The organism is Mucilaginibacter sp. (assembly GCF_965201005.1).
In the GTDB taxonomy this organism is placed as follows: Bacteria; Bacteroidota; Bacteroidia; order Sphingobacteriales; family Sphingobacteriaceae; genus Mucilaginibacter_A.
The window spans coordinates 2692955-2709239 of record NZ_OZ241747.1 but is presented as its reverse complement, the minus strand read 5'-3'; the positions used below and the strand labels follow the sequence as shown (position 1 = coordinate 2709239).

11 protein-coding genes are annotated in these 16285 nt (G+C 42.5%); 7 read left to right on the top strand and 4 right to left on the bottom strand.

Annotation, left to right across the window (positions count from 1 at the left end):
• Positions 1-26 precede the first annotated feature (26 nt).
• Positions 27-1076 (bottom strand): tRNA preQ1(34) S-adenosylmethionine ribosyltransferase-isomerase QueA, encoded by a 1050-nt coding sequence (gene queA, locus ACOFKR_RS12455; protein ID WP_419801131.1) that lies wholly within the window; start codon positions 1074-1076, stop codon positions 27-29.
• 341 nt (positions 1077-1417) lie between these two features.
• Here queA and ACOFKR_RS12450 point away from each other — a divergent pair, with 341 nt between their 5' ends.
• On the top strand, positions 1418-2704 hold the full coding sequence (locus ACOFKR_RS12450) for a citrate synthase (RefSeq protein ID WP_419801130.1): 1287 nt from the start codon (positions 1418-1420) through the stop codon (positions 2702-2704).
• 222 nt (positions 2705-2926) lie between these two features.
• Here the strand turns inward: ACOFKR_RS12450 and malQ are convergent, their stop codons facing one another.
• A complete protein-coding gene (gene malQ / locus ACOFKR_RS12445) occupies positions 2927-5119 on the bottom strand; it encodes a 4-alpha-glucanotransferase (RefSeq protein ID WP_419801129.1) in 2193 nt (730 codons plus the stop codon).
• An 83-nt stretch (positions 5120-5202) separates the two neighbouring features.
• Positions 5203-7323 carry a glycogen debranching protein GlgX gene (gene glgX / locus ACOFKR_RS12440; RefSeq protein ID WP_419801128.1) on the bottom strand — a complete coding sequence of 707 codons (2121 nt, stop codon included), beginning with the start codon at positions 7321-7323 and terminating at the stop codon, positions 5203-5205.
• Between the two features lie 268 nt (positions 7324-7591).
• Between glgX and ACOFKR_RS12435 the strand changes: the two genes are divergently transcribed.
• The 3 genes from ACOFKR_RS12435 to ACOFKR_RS12425 all read left to right on the top strand — a co-directional run bounded on the left by ACOFKR_RS12435 (position 7592) and on the right by ACOFKR_RS12425 (position 13607).
• Positions 7592-10240: an MGH1-like glycoside hydrolase domain-containing protein gene (locus ACOFKR_RS12435; protein WP_419801127.1), complete on the top strand. Its 2649-nt coding sequence runs from the start codon at positions 7592-7594 to the stop codon at positions 10238-10240.
• A gap of 361 nt (positions 10241-10601) precedes the next feature.
• Positions 10602-11168, top strand: coding sequence for a hypothetical protein (locus ACOFKR_RS12430; RefSeq protein ID WP_419801126.1), 567 nt, complete (start codon positions 10602-10604; stop codon positions 11166-11168).
• Between the two features lie 243 nt (positions 11169-11411).
• Positions 11412-13607: a bifunctional alpha,alpha-trehalose-phosphate synthase (UDP-forming)/trehalose-phosphatase gene (locus tag ACOFKR_RS12425; protein WP_419801125.1), complete on the top strand. Its 2196-nt coding sequence runs from the start codon at positions 11412-11414 to the stop codon at positions 13605-13607.
• A gap of 101 nt (positions 13608-13708) precedes the next feature.
• Here the strand turns inward: ACOFKR_RS12425 and ACOFKR_RS12420 are convergent, their stop codons facing one another.
• Complete coding sequence (locus ACOFKR_RS12420) at positions 13709-14134, bottom strand: DUF1810 domain-containing protein (RefSeq protein WP_419801124.1); 426 nt, start codon at positions 14132-14134, stop codon at positions 13709-13711.
• A 334-nt stretch (positions 14135-14468) separates the two neighbouring features.
• On the opposite strand from ACOFKR_RS12420, the gene ACOFKR_RS12415 reads away from it, so the two are divergent.
• The 3 genes from ACOFKR_RS12415 to ACOFKR_RS12405 all read left to right on the top strand — a co-directional run bounded on the left by ACOFKR_RS12415 (position 14469) and on the right by ACOFKR_RS12405 (position 16118).
• The gene (locus tag ACOFKR_RS12415) at positions 14469-14777 is read left to right on the top strand and encodes a DUF3467 domain-containing protein (protein ID WP_419801123.1); all 309 of its coding nucleotides are present in this window, start codon (positions 14469-14471) and stop codon (positions 14775-14777) included.
• 62 nt (positions 14778-14839) lie between these two features.
• The gene (locus ACOFKR_RS12410) at positions 14840-15883 is read left to right on the top strand and encodes an FAD-binding oxidoreductase (protein ID WP_419801122.1); all 1044 of its coding nucleotides are present in this window, start codon (positions 14840-14842) and stop codon (positions 15881-15883) included.
• Between the two features lie 16 nt (positions 15884-15899).
• Positions 15900-16118, top strand: coding sequence for a sugar phosphate nucleotidyltransferase (locus tag ACOFKR_RS12405; RefSeq protein WP_419801121.1), 219 nt, complete (start codon positions 15900-15902; stop codon positions 16116-16118).
• Positions 16119-16285 lie beyond the last annotated feature (167 nt).

Here is a 16285-nt window from a genome sequence, read left to right as displayed (position 1 = left end):
CAAAATTTGAGGTGCTAAAAACAGTATCAAATTATCAGCATGGCATCGCCGTAGCTGTAAAAACGATATTTTTCTTTAATGGCCACTTCGTAAGCGTTCATCACATGTTCATAACCGCCAAAAGCAGAAATCATCATCAATAAAGTTGATTCCGGGGTGTGGAAATTGGTAACCATGGAGTTGGCAATGCTAAATTCGTAAGGCGGAAAAATGAATTTGCTCGTCCAGTCGTTTGCTGCTTTGAGCGTGTGGCTGGCAGAAACAGCCGATTCAATTGTGCGCATAGAAGTAGTCCCAACCGCACAAATCCTTCTTTTATTTGCAATGCCGCGGTTTACGATATCGGCTTGTTTTTGCTCGATGATAAACTGCTCAGAATCCATTTTATGCTTGGTCAAATCTTCCACTTCCACCGGGCGGAAAGTGCCCAGGCCAACATGCAACGTAACTTCTGCAAATTCAACACCTTTCAGTTCCAGGCGTTTCATCAGTTCCCGACTGAAATGCAAACCGGCAGTCGGCGCGGCAACGGCACCTTCGTTTTTGGCAAAAATGGTTTGGTAACGTTCTTTATCTTCGGCGGTTGCTTTGCGTTTGATGTATTTCGGAAGCGGGGTTTCGCCCAAAATCTCTACGTTTTTTCTAAATTCTTCGTCGGTTCCGTCAAACAAAAACCGGATGGTGCGGCCGCGGGAAGTGGTATTGTCCACAACTTCTGCAATCAGCAAATCGTCATCGCCAAAATACAACTTGTTGCCCACGCGGATTTTTCGTGCCGGATCAACCAAAACGTCCCACAAACGAAGCTCTTTGTTCAGTTCGCGCAGCAAAAAAACCTCGATTGTGGCACCGGTTTTTTCTTTGTTGCCATACAAACGGGCCGGAAAAACTTTGGTATTGTTCAGGATCATTACGTCTTTATCATCGTAATAATCCAAAATATCTTTAAAAATTTTATGCTCGATTTTGCCCGAATCTTTGTGCAGCACCATCAACCGGGCTTCGTCCCGTTTTTCTGATGGGGAATGTGCAATTAATGATTCAGGAAGATTGAACTTAAATTGAGATAATTTCATGATAAAACGTAATAAATTTCAGGGCGCAAATGTACAAATAACAATTCTTTTTTATATGGAAATGTTTGCGCAGCCCAAACCGAAATTAATCCGCTTGAAACGGAAGTTTTAAATGCACAAATCAAACCATTTTGCCGCATTGATTATACTGCCGATGCTGTTTTTACCATACAAAAAATGGGCAGTGTTTTACTGAAAAACAAAGCCCCGCCGGCAACTGTTCATCAGGTTTTGGCTTGGACCTGAACCTTTTTCAAAAACCCGGATTTTATAATTATATCCACATATACAGCTTAAAAGTAGGCAGATTTACTTACTTTTGAACGCTAACCAAAACCTTTATGCCAGAAACAGCACAAATAAAGTTTGCAGAAAACACATACGATTTGCCTGTAATTACAGGTACGGAAAATGAAAAAGCAGTTGATATTGCCAAACTTCGTGACCTTACCGGTTATATTACTTTAGATCCCGGCTATAAAAATACCGGGGCAACAAAAAGTGCCATTACTTTTTTAGACGGAGAGCTGGGCATTTTGCGTTACCGTGGTTATTCCATTGAGCAACTGGCCGAAAAATCCACTTTTATGGAGGTTGCTTTTTTGCTGATTTATGGCGAGTTGCCAACCGAAAAACAACTGGCGGATTTTCAAAAGGAAATAAGCCTTCATACGCTGGTGCACGAAGACATGAAGAAATTTTTTGATGGTTTCCCAAGTCATTCGCACCCGATGGGACAGTTGAGTTCACTTGTTTGCTCGCTGTCGGCTTTTTACCCCGAATCGTTGAACAACAATCAAACGGAAGCGGAAATCAATACAACAAGCATCAAAATGCTGGCTAAAATGAGCACGATTGTTTCCTGGATTTATAAAAAATCATTCGGTCATCCGGTAATTTATCCGCAGAACAAATACGATTATGTGAGCAATTTCCTGCACATGACTTTTGGCCAGCGCACAGAAGAAGTTGCAGTTGACCCGGTTTTGGTTGATGTGATGAACAAATTGCTGATCTTACATGCCGATCATGAACAAAACTGCTCCACTTCAACGGTGCGTATTGTGGGTTCTTCGGATTGCAATTTGTACGCTTCTATTTCTGCAGGGATTTCTGCACTTTGGGGGCCATTGCATGGTGGTGCAAACCAGGCCGTGATTGAAATGCTGGAGCAGATTAAAAATGACGGCGGCGATACACAAAAATGGATTGCCAAAGCAAAAGATAAAAACGACCCTTTCCGTTTAATGGGGTTTGGCCATCGGGTTTACAAAAATTTTGATCCGCGTGCCAAAATCATCAAAAAAGCTTGCGACGATGTTTTAGAACGATTGGGCGTAAATGATCCCGTTCTGGAAATTGCCAAACAATTGGAGGAAGCTGCCCTAAAAGACGAATATTTTGTACAGCGCAAATTGTACCCGAATGTGGATTTTTACTCCGGTATAATTTATCGCGCATTGGGTTTCCCAACAGAAATGTTTACCGTTTTATTTGCTTTAGGCCGGTTGCCGGGATGGATTGCACAGTGGAAAGAAATGAAAGCCAATAAAGAACCGATTGGCCGTCCGCGCCAGGTTTATGTTGGTGCCACCGAGCGGGATTTTGTGGCGATGGACGCCAGATGATTTCGGTACAAATTTTTAGTGATAAAAGAAGCTTCTGGCGGAAACCGGGGACTTTTTTCTTCATTTTAAAGGGGTAAAAGAAGTATTGTTTTGTGATTTTTTTGCAGACAATTTTTTCAAATCCTTTAACAACAATGATGTTATATACTTGTGAAAAATATTTCAGGGACAGCGATGCTTCTTTTACCCACATAATTTCATGCTGATTTGATGATGGGTTTTTTAAGCTCTGTTATAAAATAAAACCATCTTTTTAAGCTTTTTTTGAAGCTTTTTGTCCGGTTTTACGGATAATATGCGCCAGGTCCAGTTCAATTCGGTTGAGGCCGGTGTGTTCATTCTTGCCCGTTCATTTTCCTCTAAAATATCCTGCATCGGCACAATTACAGTTTTTGCCACAGAAGCGTAAATCAACCGGATCATTGTATAATTAACGCTTTCTGCTGAATTTTTTTTGCCTGAATATTGTTTCAGCCGCTTCAAATTTTGCGCATCGGCATCGTTTTCAAACCAGCCCAACAGCGTATTGTTATCGTGCGTGCCGGTATAAGCATAGCAGTTTTGCGGATAATTATGCGGAATATGGATGGATTGCGCCATATCCTCGCCAAAAGCAAACTGTAAAACCTTCATTCCCGGCAAATCAAACTCATCGCGAAGCTGGTAAACTTCCGGCGAAATTTCCCCTAAATCTTCGGCCACAAAAGGCAGGCTGCCAATTTCTTTTTTGATTGTGTTGAAAAAATCAGCTCCCGGGCCAGCTTTCCATTCGCCGTTTATGGCTGTTTTTTCTGCAAAAGGCACTTCCCAGTAATCTGCAAAAGCCCGGAAATGATCCAAGCGCAGCACATCAAAAAGTTCTAGGTTTTTACGGATGCGCTGCAGCCACCATTGATAATTTGTTTTTTTCAGTTCTTCCCAGCGGAAAACCGGCATTCCCCAAAGCTGGCCTTCCGCATTAAAATAATCCGGCGGAACCCCGGCGACACCAATCATATTGCTGTTTTTATCGAGTGAAAAAAGTTGCGGGTTTGCCCAAACATCTACCGAATCGTAACTGATGTAAAACGGCAGATCGCCCAGCAGTTCAATGCTTCTTTTATGGCAGTAATTTTGGAGTGCCAGCCACTGCCGGAAAAAAACAAACTGCAGCCATTTTTCTTTGCGGACCAGGTTTTGATTTGCCGAAGTAAATTTTTGCAAAGCATCCGCATCACGGTTTTTATACTCGTTTGGCCACTCAAACCAGGCTTTATGCAGCCGGTTTTTCAAAGCAGAATACAGCGCAAAATCATCCAGCCAAAAAGATTGCGTCGTTATAAAATGGCTGAATTCCTGTTCAAGCTGCTTAAATCCGCCGTTGCAAAAATTTTCATAAGCCCGTTCAAAAAGCAAGTCTTTTACCTGTTTGGCTTCTGCAAAATCCACTTTTCCGGTGCCGGGCAATTGCAGTTTTTTAAGTTCTTTTTTGCTGAGCAAACCTTCTTTTTGCAATAATTCCGGACTGATCAGCAGTGTATTTCCGGCAATACCCGAAACCGAACTGTAAGGCGAATAATTTTGTTCGGCCTCGGTTGGGTTCAGCGGAAGCATCTGCCAAACCCGCTGCCCGCTTTTGTACAAAAACTGCGCAAATTTTTTGGCTTCCGGCCCCAGATCACCGATGCCAAAAGCAGAAGGCAGTGAAGTGATGTGCATCAAAATACCGGCTTTCCGTTCTGTTTGTTTTTGCCCCGTTTTAAGTAACGCATAAAGCTGCGGACCAAAAATATCGGCAATTTTCAGCTCCCGGTTTTCTGCGGAACCATTTGTATCGTCCAACAGGTTTTTCCATTTTGATGATGCTTCTTTTGGCAGGATAATTTTGATCTGTTTCCAGTCAACTTGCTTAATATCAATATTTTGTTCCCTGAAAATAGTAGCCAAACCTAAAGTTGGAACGGTAATAAACCGCAACATCGAAGCATACGAACGAGGTTTGAGCGGATAAGCGGCCTCAAGATATTTCAGCACAAAAACATCTTCAAACGTCATTTTTAAATCCCTTTTTTTGATGGTTTCATCCAGCAGACCGCTTAAAAACGGCACCATGATTTGTCCTTTAAAAAAAATACCTGTAAAAGAAGCATCAAAAAATGTGGCATAAACAGAGCGTTTGCCTTTTTCCGGCACATCAAAAAGCTGGGGTTTTTTGCTGATGTTTTTAAGCTGTCCTTCCGTTCCGATTTCCGGGTTGATTTTGTTCGGGTCCAGCCCATTGCAACCATGCGTACTTCCCGGAACAGCTTCAAAAACCGGCGAAGCATAAATGGTTGCCACGTCCAGTTTTTGCAGGTACGAAATGATCTTTTCAAAATCATCAAAATTAAAGTTTTTGTGAAATTGTATGCGGTAGGTGGAAACAAGATCGTACATGATAGATTATTATAAACCGTGATGGATTGAGGCTGACATTTTTACATCGAAAGTCCTTTTTTTGATGTTGAAACCGGCCATAATCAATCACGGCGATGTTTAAGCACTACAACAGAATTGCCGGCAACATTAATTTTCGCTGAGGCCGGGAAAACCTGTCCGTCTTCGGTAATGCAGTTTTCGGAAGTATCCAAAACTTTGCACCAGTTCGGGCTGAATCCCTCCGGCGGAAGCACGTAGTCCAGCGGTTCGTGATAAGCGTTAAAAATAACGTAAAAGCTGTCATCAACCACTTTTTCCCCTTGTGTGCCTACAGCGGTAATTTCATCCCCGTTGAAGTAAACACCTAATGATTTTGCAAAATCGTGCGACCAGTTGTTTTCCGTCATCGCTATACCTTCGGGCAAAAACCAAACAATGTCGTTTAAACCGGCTGCTTTGACCGGCTGACCCTGAAACCAGCCGCGCTTAGAAAAAACCGGGTGCTTTTTGCGGAATGAAATAAGTTTTTGGGAAAATTCCAACAGACTATGATCCATATTTTCCCAGTTCAGCCAAGAAATTTCATTGTCCTGGCAGTAAGCATTGTTGTTTCCGTTTTGCGTGCGGCCAAACTCATCACCGGCAACCAGCATTGGTGTTCCCTGAGATAAAAATAAGGTAGTCAGCAGGTTGCGTTTTTGTTTGTCACGAAGTCTGATGATTTCCGGATGATCCGTTGGCCCTTCTACGCCGTAGTTGCAGGAGCGGTTGTGGTTTTCGCCATCCTGGTTATCTTCGCCATTGGCCTCGTTGTGTTTTTCGTTGTAGGATACCAGGTCATTCAGCGTAAAACCATCATGTGCTGTAATAAAATTGATACTGGCCGTTGGTTTGCGCAAATCCTCCCGGTATAAATCCGGGCTGCCGGTCAGCCGTTCTGCAAATTCGCCCAGCATACTATCGGCACCGCGCCAAAAATCGCGCATACAATCGCGGTATTTACCGTTCCATTCGGCCCAATCATACGGGAAATTGCCTACCTGATAACCGCCTTCGCCAACGTCCCAGGGTTCGGCAATCAGTTTTACCTGCGAAATAATGGGGTCTTGGTAAATAATGTCGAAAAAGCCGCTCAGCATATTTACATCATGCAGTTCGCGGGCCAAAGTTGCCGCCAGATCAAAGCGGAACCCATCAACGTGCATCTCCAAAATCCAATACCGTAAACTGTCCGTTATCAGGCGCAGCACGTTGGGCAAATTGGCGTTCAGTGTGTTGCCGGTACCTGTGTAATCCATATAAAAACGTTTGTTTTCGTCCAGCAAACGGTAGTAACAAGGATTGTCGATCCCTTTAAAAGACAGGGTTGGCCCAAGCTCGTTGCCTTCTGCCGTATGATTGTAAACAACATCAATGATCACTTCCAGGCCGGCTTTGTGCAATGCTTTAACCATCTGCTTAAATTCAATCACCTGCTCGCCATGGATACCGCTGCTGGAATACCGCACATCCGGCGCGAAAAAACCGATGGTGTTGTATCCCCAGTAATTAGAAAGCCCTTTTTTCTGCAAATGTTCATCAACAATAAAATGATGAACGGGCATCAATTCTACCGCGTTAATGCCCAGTTTTTTCAGGTGATTGATGCTTGTGGGATGGGCCAGCGCAGCAAAAGTGCCGCGGATTTCTTGCGGGATATCCGGGCAGAGTTTTGTAAACCCTTTTACATGTGTTTCGTAAATAATAATTTTTTCCGGCGGAATGTCTGGCCGTTTGTCATCTTCCCAATCAAAATTCTGATCGATCACCACGCTTTTCGGTATGTAAGGCGCGCTATCGGTAGTGCTGAAGCTTAAATCCTTTTCCTCATCGTCCAGATCAAAACCAAAAACAGACGGATGCCAGTTTACCGGCCCGGCAATAGATTTGGCGTAAGGGTCGATCAGTAATTTGTTAGGGTTAAAACGCAGCCCGTTTTGCGGCTCGTAAGGCCCGTGCACCCGGTAACCGTAAAACTGGCCGTGCGAAATACCGGGAATGTAAACATGCCAGATGTGGTGCGAGCGTTCTTTGATTTCGATTTTTGTCTCCAGGTTGTCCTCGTCAAACAGGCATAATTCAACAGCAGTGGCATAATTGGCATACAAGGCAAAATTTACCCCTTTGCCGTCCCAGGTTGCCCCAATAGGATAAGGTTTCCCCGGATATTGTATAAAATTCATGGTTGATTAAATCAATTTTGGTTTGTAATGTTTTGCAGAAACCATATTTGCCGAAACCGCAACAGGCTGCTAAACGTATTTGTATTTGCCCAAATTTAGGTAGATAAAAACAGCATTTGCCTTTGGTTTATCAGGATTGATAAGGTAGATTATTTAACTTTATGCACCTTTGCGCATCGGGAAACAAAAACTTTATCAGCCCGAAAAAATGTTTAATGCGGAGAAGATACTGTTTTTACCGGTAATTTTTCGGCCCAGAATAAAATTCATGATGTTTAATGAAGAAACCACTACTAATGCAGAGCAGCTGCGCATACTTGAAAATGAAGCCAAAGAAATCCCGCTGGAAAAATGGGGGCCGTATTTGAGCGAACGCCAATGGGGTACAGTCCGCGAAGATTACAGCCAGAACGGCGATGCCTGGAATTATTTTCCGCACGATCATGCCCGCAGCCGCGTTTACCGCTGGGGCGAAGACGGTTTGGCCGGTATTTCTGATTATTACCAGCAGCTTTGTTTCGGGATTGCGCTATGGAACGGGCAGGATAAAATTTTAAAAGAACGCCTGTACGGCCTTACCAATTACCAGGGCAACCATGGCGAGGACGTAAAGGAGCTATATTATTACCTGGATAATGTGCCCACGCATTATTACATGAAATATTTGTACAAATATCCGCAGCAGGCGTTTCCGTATTTGGATATGAACCGCAAAAACGGACAGCGGTCTAAATCTGAACCGGAATATGAGTTGCTGGATACCGGCGTTTTTGATGAAGATAAATACTTTGATGTAACGGTAGAATACGCCAAAAAGAATTCGGAAGATATTCATATCCGCATTGAAATTACCAACCGCGGGGCCGAAGATGCGCCGGTTTGGCTGCTGCCAACGCTGTGGTTTTACAACCGCTGGCAATACGATCAATCTAAACCGAAACCTATTATTGAGCACGAAGAAGACGGTTCTGTGCGCGCCACACATGTGCCGCTGGGCAGTTATCATTTGTATTATGAGGAACCGGATTACACCTTATTTACCGAAAACGAAACCAATAAAGAGCGTTTGTTCGGTACGCCAAACGATACGCCTTTTGTAAAAGATGCTTTCCACGAAGCGGTAATCAGCGGCACCAATCTGGAAAAACTGAAAACTTTAAACTCGGGCACCAAATTTTCGCCGGTTTACGCTTTGCAGATCAAGGCAAAATCATCCCAAACCATCAAACTGCGCTTATCAAAAGGCCGTGTCAAAAATCCGTTTGATGAAAAATTTGATGCTGTTTTTATCGACAGAAAAAAGGAAACCGATGATTTTTACCAAAATTTAGCCGGTAAAAACAGTACGGCAGATGAAATGCGCATCCAGCGGCAGGCACTTGCTGGTTTGCTGTGGAGCAAGCAATATTACCATTATGATACGCAGCGTTGGCTCACCACCAGCGACGGGATTTCGCCCGTGGTGGAAAACCGGCTGAACGGCCGCAACAGCAGCTGGAAATACCTCAAAAACCAGGATGTGATTTCTATGCCCGACAAATGGGAATATCCGTGGTATGCGGCCTGGGACCTGGCTTTTCATTGTGTGCCGATGGCAATGATCGACCCGAACTTCGCCAAAAACCAGCTTATTTTGATTATGCGCGAATGGTACATGAACCCCGAAGGGCAGATTCCGGCTTACGAATGGAATTATAGCGACGTGAACCCGCCGGTGCAGGCCTGGGCCGCACTGGAAGTTTACCGCATCGAAAAAGAGAAAAAAGGTGTAGGCGATGTGCGTTTTTTAAAGCGGGTTTTTCAGAAACTGATCATCAATTTTACCTGGTGGACCAACCGCGTGGATGTGGAAGGCAAGAATATTTTTGCCGGCGGTTTTTTGGGTTTGGACAATATTGGCGTGTTTGACCGGAACAGCAAATTACATGGCGACCTGGAACTGGAACAGGTTGACGGCACGAGCTGGATGGGCATGTACGCCCTGAACATGATGGACATAGCACTGGAAATTGCCATACAGGACGATGCTTTTGAAGATTCGGCGGTGAAATTTTACGAACATTTTGTGCTGATTGCCGATGCGCTGAACGGCATGGGTTTGTGGAACGAGGAAGACAGGTTTTTTTACGATACGCTGCGCCTGCAAAGAAACCACGCTTACCATTTAAAAGTACGTTCGATTGTGGGTTTGACTTCGCTTTTTGCGGTATCGATTTTTAGTTATCACAACCTCGAAAAACTGCGTGATTTTAGGAAACGGGCTACCTGGCTCAATCAATCGCGCGAAAAAAACCGCCAGTTTTTACCTATTATCGACAACAGCAAAACCGGCAAGGTGCTGCTTTCGATTGTGGACAAGGAAAAGCTGATGAGTATGCTGACGCGCGTTTTTGATGAAGCCGAGTTTTTGGCAGAGGGCGGGATCCGGGCATTATCGAAAGCTTATCAAAACAACCCGTATTCGGTTGATATTGAAGGACATACATATACGATTCAGTACGATCCGGGCGAATCAACTTCGGATATGTTTGGCGGCAACTCCAACTGGCGCGGCCCGATTTGGATACCGATCAATTACATGGTGATCCGGGCTTTGCGCCGCTACCATGAGTTTTATGGAGATGAATTTCAGTTAGAATACCCAAAAGGATCTGGCAAAAACATCAATTTAAAAGAAGCTGCAGATGAGATTTCGCGCCGTTTGATTAATATTTTTACCAAAGACGCAAGCGGCAAACGGCCGGTAAACGGCAACGGCAGTGATACCGCTTTTTACCAGAAACCGGAAAATGCGGATTTGATCCTGTTTTACGAATATTTTCATGGCGACAACAGCCGCGGCGTAGGTGCCAGCCACCAAACCGGCTGGAGTGCGTTGGTGGCCAATTTAATTTCGGATATGGGCAAAGGTGTATAAATAAGTATGCGCAAAAAGTAACTTTTATGGCTAAAAATCACCGATTATTATCAACAGAAACCCCTACTTCAATCGTATTGATAATAGGGAACACAGGATTTCAACGAAAAAAAGTATTCCTTAAATTATAAGGTTGGTTTGAATTTTTATCTGAAAAAATCGATGCTTCTTTTATACCTGTAAATCTTGTCTTGGATTTTATACCGATAAAAGAAGCATTGCTATTTACTGTTTTTAGGGTGATAAAAGAAGCATCCGAAAGAAATCAATAAAATTTAAACAGGCTCCTGTTATTATTTTTTAATTTACCCAAAATTGAAAAAACTAAACCGCTAATCCCCATCAAACCTATTGACTGAATATGGAAACTTTTGCCCACATAAAAACAGTAATCGGAATTATTTTGGGATTGAGCATTACGCACTCTTTAAAAGGTGCTATTACAATCATAGAACATCCCACAAAAATTAAGCCCTATTGGGTACAATTGCTTTGGGGCTTTAACCTGTTTCTCACCACCATTTACTTTTGGTGGTTTGAAGTACATTTAGCGGAGGTTGTTAATTGGGATTTTTTTAAATATCTGTTCATCATTACCTACACGATCATCTATTACATTTTGGCGGTAACGTTATTTCCGGAAGATACCAGCGATCATAAAGACTATAAAACTTACTTTCTGAACAGGAAAAACTGGTTTTTTACTTTCCTGGCGGCCTTATTTATATTTGATTTTTTCGATACTTATATAAAAGGGGCAAACTATGTATCGCGGATAGAAATACCTTATATTCTCAGGGGGTTTCTGAATATTGCCGGGTGTATTATAGGTATAAAATCCAGCAAGGCTACTATACAAGCCGCTTTGGCCATTATGTTCCTCATTTATCAAGTCGTCTGGATATGTACTTATTATCTAAAAGGCTGATCTGTGGCGGTTGTTTTTTTGATGACAAACCATCTCAGGGCGATAAAAAATTTAAGCAGTAAACCAACAATTTTTATCCGATAAAAACAGCATTATGCGATTCTTACAGTTCCTTACAAATCAATAAAGTTTGTTTGCAGCTACCGCGCAAATTGGTCTGAATTAATTTTTCTAATAGCCGGATTGGTCTTCATTGAACGTATTTTATATTGGATTTACCTGTAAAGAAAGTAAATTAGCAACATGATGACAGGTAAAACGATTATTGTTTCTAACAGATTGCCCGTAAAAATACAGGAAAACAACGGCGAATATACTTTATTGGCCAGTGAAGGCGGACTGGCAACCGGTTTGGGCACCATTTACCGGGAAGGCGAAAACGTGTGGATTGGCTGGCCGGGCGCAGAAATCCCTGAAGAAAAACAACCGGAAATCACGGCAGAACTGGCCGGGCTGAGTTTGCGTCCGGTTTTTTTAAGTCAGCAGGAAATCAGTGAATATTACGAAGGCTTTTCCAACGAGGTGCTGTGGCCGGTTTTTCATTATTATGCCTCTACTTACAGCAATTACAAAGAATCCAACTGGGGTTTTTATCAGCAGGTGAACCAAAAATTTGCCGATGAGGTTTTGAAAATTGCCCAGCCCGGCGATAAAATCTGGGTCCATGATTATCAGTTGCTTCTTTTACCGGCCATAATCCGGGCACAGTTGCCCGGTGTTTCCATCGGTTTTTTCCTGCACATCCCATTTCCGTCGTTCCAGCTTTTTCGCCTGATCCCGTGGAGAAAAGAGCTGCTGGAAGGCTTGCTCGGGGCAGATTTGGTGGGTTTCCATACGTTTGATGACGTACAGCATTTTACCCAGGGCTGCGCGCGGCTGCTGCACCTTAATTTATCAGCAAATATTGTTTCCCTGCCAGACCGGTTGGTGGTGGCAGAAGCTTTTCCGATGGGGATTGACGAGCAGAAATATGCAGCCCTGGCCCAAAGTGATGAAGTTTTGCAGGAAATCCATCAGCTGAAAGAAAGTTTTAATGGCATAAAAACAGTATTATCGGTTGATCGGCTGGATTACAGCAAAGGCATTTTACAGCGTTTGCAGGCTTTTGAAGAACTGCTCAAAACCAAGCCCGAATACCTGGAAAAAGTGGTTTTGTACATGATCGTGGTGCCATCACGCGATACCGTTCCGCAGTACAGAAACCTGCGAAATGAGATTGACAAACGCGTGGGCAACATCAATTCGTTGTTCCGGACGATGGACTGGAGCCCGGTGCAGTATTTTTACCGCTCTTTTCCGATTGAAACTTTATCGGCACTTTACGCCACTGCCGATGTAGCTTTGGTTACGCCCATGCGGGACGGTATGAACCTGGTGAGTAAAGAATATGTGGCCAGCCGCACGCAAAACAACGGCGTTTTGATTTTAAGTGAAATGGCCGGTTCTTCGCGCGAGCTGATCGATGCGCTGATCGTAAACCCGAACGACATCAAAATGATGACCGCCGCTATTGCACAAGCCCTGGAAATGCCCGCCGACGAGCAGGAAAGCCGGATGGTAAAACTGCGGCAAAACGTATCCAAATTCAACGTAAAACACTGGGTGAAAATTTTTATGGACCGCCTTCGGGAAGTGAAAGACATGCAGCAGGCTTTGCATACGCGTTTTGTGGGCGAGGTAACCCGCAAAGCCATCTATAAAATCTACGCCAAAACAAGCAAACGTATTTTTTTCCTGGATTATGACGGCACGCTGGTTGGCTTTCATGCTGATCCGCAAAAGGCTTCCCCGGATGAAAAACTGTACCGGATTTTGCAAAACCTTGCAGCTGATCCGTTAAATAAAGTGGTGATTATCAGCGGCCGCGATTATGAAACGCTTGAAAAATGGTTTGGCCATCTGCCCATTACTTTGGTGGCCGATCATGGTGCCTGGCAAAAAATAAAAGGTGAATGGACGACTATCCCTGCATTGAATGCCGCATGGAAAAAAAACGTACAGCCGGTTTTAGAAACCTTTGCCGACCGGACGCCGGGTTCGTTTATTGAAGAAAAAACCTATTCGCTGGCCTGGCATTACCGCAACGTAGAAACCGGTTTGGGCGATTTGCGTGCCAGCGAACTGGTGAACAATCTGCGTTTTGTTACGGCCGATAAAGGTTTACAGATTTTGCCGGGCAACAAAGTTATCGAGGTAAAAAATATTGAAATCAATAAAGGTAAAGGCGTTGCGGCATTGCTGTACGGCCGGGATTATGATTTCAAAATTGCCATCGGCGATGACCATACAGACGAAGATATTTTTAAAGCCATGCCCGATAATGCCGCCACGATAAAAGTGGGCAGCAACAGCTCGGCAGCAAAATATTATGTAAACAATGTGCAGGAAGTGCGGACCTTGCTGGCCGGTTTTGTACAGGAAACATCAGCCCAAATTTAGGTTGATAAAAGAAGCATCGCTTTTTACTTTTTTTCTTTTAGATCGTGATGGAAGTGGGGCGATGCTTCTTTTATCGATGTTTTTTCAGGGAAAACAACCGGTTATTTCCCAATGATGCTTAATGTTTTCTGGTCTTTGCTTCCACCAAAAAACTTATCTAAAACGGCTTGAAAAACCGGGTTTGTATCATCCAAAGCCGCAAAAAGCGTCATGGATGATTTGAGTTTCAGATCATCCGGAGAACCAAAAACCTGTGTTGCATTGTTGGTTTTCAATCCAAGTAAAACTTCAGAAATTTCGATCAGCCTTTGGCCTAAAATTGGATGTTGTAAATAAGCTTCTGCTTCGGATGCTTCTTTTATGGCATAAAATTTTGACGTTTCGCTAAAGCCCAAACCTTGTGCTTGCGGGAAAATGTACCACATCCAATGGCTTCGTTTTCTACCGATTTTGATTTCTGCCAATGCAATTTGGTAAGAAGATTTTTGGGCATCGAGAAAACGCTGAAGGTTTAGCTGATTGTTCATTTTTGAATTATTGATGCAAAACAAGCAAACTTAACTTCTTGTTTATACTGTTTTTATCGTATTAAAATTAGTTAATCCCTTACAGTTCATTTATATAACAAAGCTTGATTTGCCAGCGTATGCCCCATCGGTAAAAATAATCTTCCTGAAACGGTAAACCACATAACTTACAACGGATATTTTATATTCCCGTTTTTTTCTGGCCGTTTTTTACTACCTTGCCTCTGCATCAGCGGGAGGAAGCATTCCGGTTTTTTTGATTTTACAACCAATAAACCGAGTTGCCTTGCCGCTTAGATTAACCAGCATACTTTTTAAGAACACAACCTGAATAATGGAAGAGCAAAACAATAACCCGCTGAATATTGAATTAGCAGAAGAAATGGCAGAAGGGGTTTATTCCAACCTGGCAATTATCACGCATTCTGATTCTGAATTTGTAGTAGATTTTGTGAGGGTAATGCCCGGCATACCAAAAGCACGGGTAAAAAGCCGTATTATTTTAACCCCGGAACATGCAAAACGATTGTTGATTGCCTTGGAAGATAACATCAGTGGTTTTGAGGCAATAAACGGCAAAATCAAACTTAAAGAAGTTACTGCTTTACCTATGAATTTTGGTGGTCCGATCGGGCAGGCTTAGTTTTGATCGATGATCCAAACTTTAAAATGAACAATTAATCTTTAAATGCCGAATTTCAAAACATGTTGAAATTTACACTCAGGATTGTAGCTATTCAGTTTGAAACTAATGATACGATCACGATTTGTTTTAAGCAACCCGGACTAAAAAAAATCAAATATTCAGCAGGTCAGTATCTGACGTTGATTTTCAGGATAAACAACCGGACCTATCACCGGCCCTATTCATTCTCTTCTGCGCCGGGTATTGATCCTACTTTAAATGTAACCATCAAAAAGGTCCCCGGAGGCATAATCTCTAATTATGTTGCCGATTTTTTAAAAATTGATGATGTATTAGAAGTATTGGAACCAATAGGTGATTTCACTTTAGAAAATAAAAATATTTCTGATAGCAGCAGTTTGGTTTTTTGGGGCGCAGGAAGCGGGGTTACCCCTTTATTTTCGATGATCAAATATGCTTTAAAAAACAATATTGCCAGGCATATAACACTGGTTTATGGAAACCGTAACCAGGAAAGTACCATTTTTCATCAGGCAATAAATGAACTGCAAAAACAGTATCCAGTAAACTTTACAGTGCTGCATTTCCATTCAAAGTTTGCAGAAAACAAAACCAGTCCGGCAATTATATCCGGGCGCATTGATGTTCAAAAAGTTATTGAAACAGTAAAAGAAACAAGTGAAATAAGCGATACTTATCACTACATCTGCGGGCCAAACGGGTTGAGTGATTTGGTGCGAAACACGCTACAGGAGAATGGTATATTGCAGGACCATATTTTTTATGAAAATTTTGAACTCAGTATAAACCCAAAAGTTTTTGGAGGCATAGCTACACAAACCGTCCTGATCAAAAAAGCTGAACAGGAATATTGTGTGGAAGTAGTGAAAGGAAAAACAATTTTAGAAGCGGGTTTGGATGCCATGCTAGATCTTTCGTATTCTTGCCAAACCGGTACTTGTTTACTTTGTAAAGCGCAATTAATATCAGGTGAATTAAAATCGGTTTTAACTTCGTCCGATACTCAACTTTTAGATAAAGATGAGTATTTGCTGTGTTGCAGTTTGCCTTTAACAAATAATATTAAACTTTTAGTTTCATAAACAAGTATAAGTTGATATGAAAGTAGTGTTGCTGGCAGGAGGTTTAGGCACCCGCTTATCCGAAGAAACCGTAATCAAGCCCAAACCTATGGTGGAAATTGGAGGAATGCCAATCCTTTGGCACATCATGAAAATTTATTCTTCCTACGGTTTTAATGATTTTATAATCTGTTTGGGTTATAAAGGATATATGATCAAAGAATATTTTGCAAACTATTTTTTATTTACAAAGTAAAAAATACTGGTGCGGCCGGAACTCTGGCTTAACGATGCAGACAATATCCTGTTAAAATTTTATCCGAATTATTTTCAATGCTTCTTTTATCATATAAAATCCGGGAATATATATGCAGGTTCTTGCATCGGCAAAAGTTAAAAAAGCAAAATTTACTGGCATAAAAG

What these genes read in the sequence shown, in the direction of transcription:
- queA (WP_419801131.1), bottom strand. Translation starts at nt 1,076, where the DNA reads ATGAAATTATCTCAATTTAAGTTCAATCTTCCTGAATCATTAATTGCA.
- ACOFKR_RS12450 (WP_419801130.1), top strand. Translation starts at nt 1,418, where the DNA reads ATGCCAGAAACAGCACAAATAAAGTTTGCAGAAAACACATACGATTTG.
- malQ (WP_419801129.1), bottom strand. Translation starts at nt 5,119, where the DNA reads ATGTACGATCTTGTTTCCACCTACCGCATACAATTTCACAAAAACTTT.
- glgX (WP_419801128.1), bottom strand. Translation starts at nt 7,323, where the DNA reads ATGAATTTTATACAATATCCGGGGAAACCTTATCCTATTGGGGCAACC.
- ACOFKR_RS12435 (WP_419801127.1), top strand. Translation starts at nt 7,592, where the DNA reads ATGATGTTTAATGAAGAAACCACTACTAATGCAGAGCAGCTGCGCATA.
- ACOFKR_RS12430 (WP_419801126.1), top strand. Translation starts at nt 10,602, where the DNA reads ATGGAAACTTTTGCCCACATAAAAACAGTAATCGGAATTATTTTGGGA.
- ACOFKR_RS12425 (WP_419801125.1), top strand. Translation starts at nt 11,412, where the DNA reads ATGATGACAGGTAAAACGATTATTGTTTCTAACAGATTGCCCGTAAAA.
- ACOFKR_RS12420 (WP_419801124.1), bottom strand. Translation starts at nt 14,134, where the DNA reads ATGAACAATCAGCTAAACCTTCAGCGTTTTCTCGATGCCCAAAAATCT.
- ACOFKR_RS12415 (WP_419801123.1), top strand. Translation starts at nt 14,469, where the DNA reads ATGGAAGAGCAAAACAATAACCCGCTGAATATTGAATTAGCAGAAGAA.
- ACOFKR_RS12410 (WP_419801122.1), top strand. Translation starts at nt 14,840, where the DNA reads ATGTTGAAATTTACACTCAGGATTGTAGCTATTCAGTTTGAAACTAAT.
- ACOFKR_RS12405 (WP_419801121.1), top strand. Translation starts at nt 15,900, where the DNA reads ATGAAAGTAGTGTTGCTGGCAGGAGGTTTAGGCACCCGCTTATCCGAA.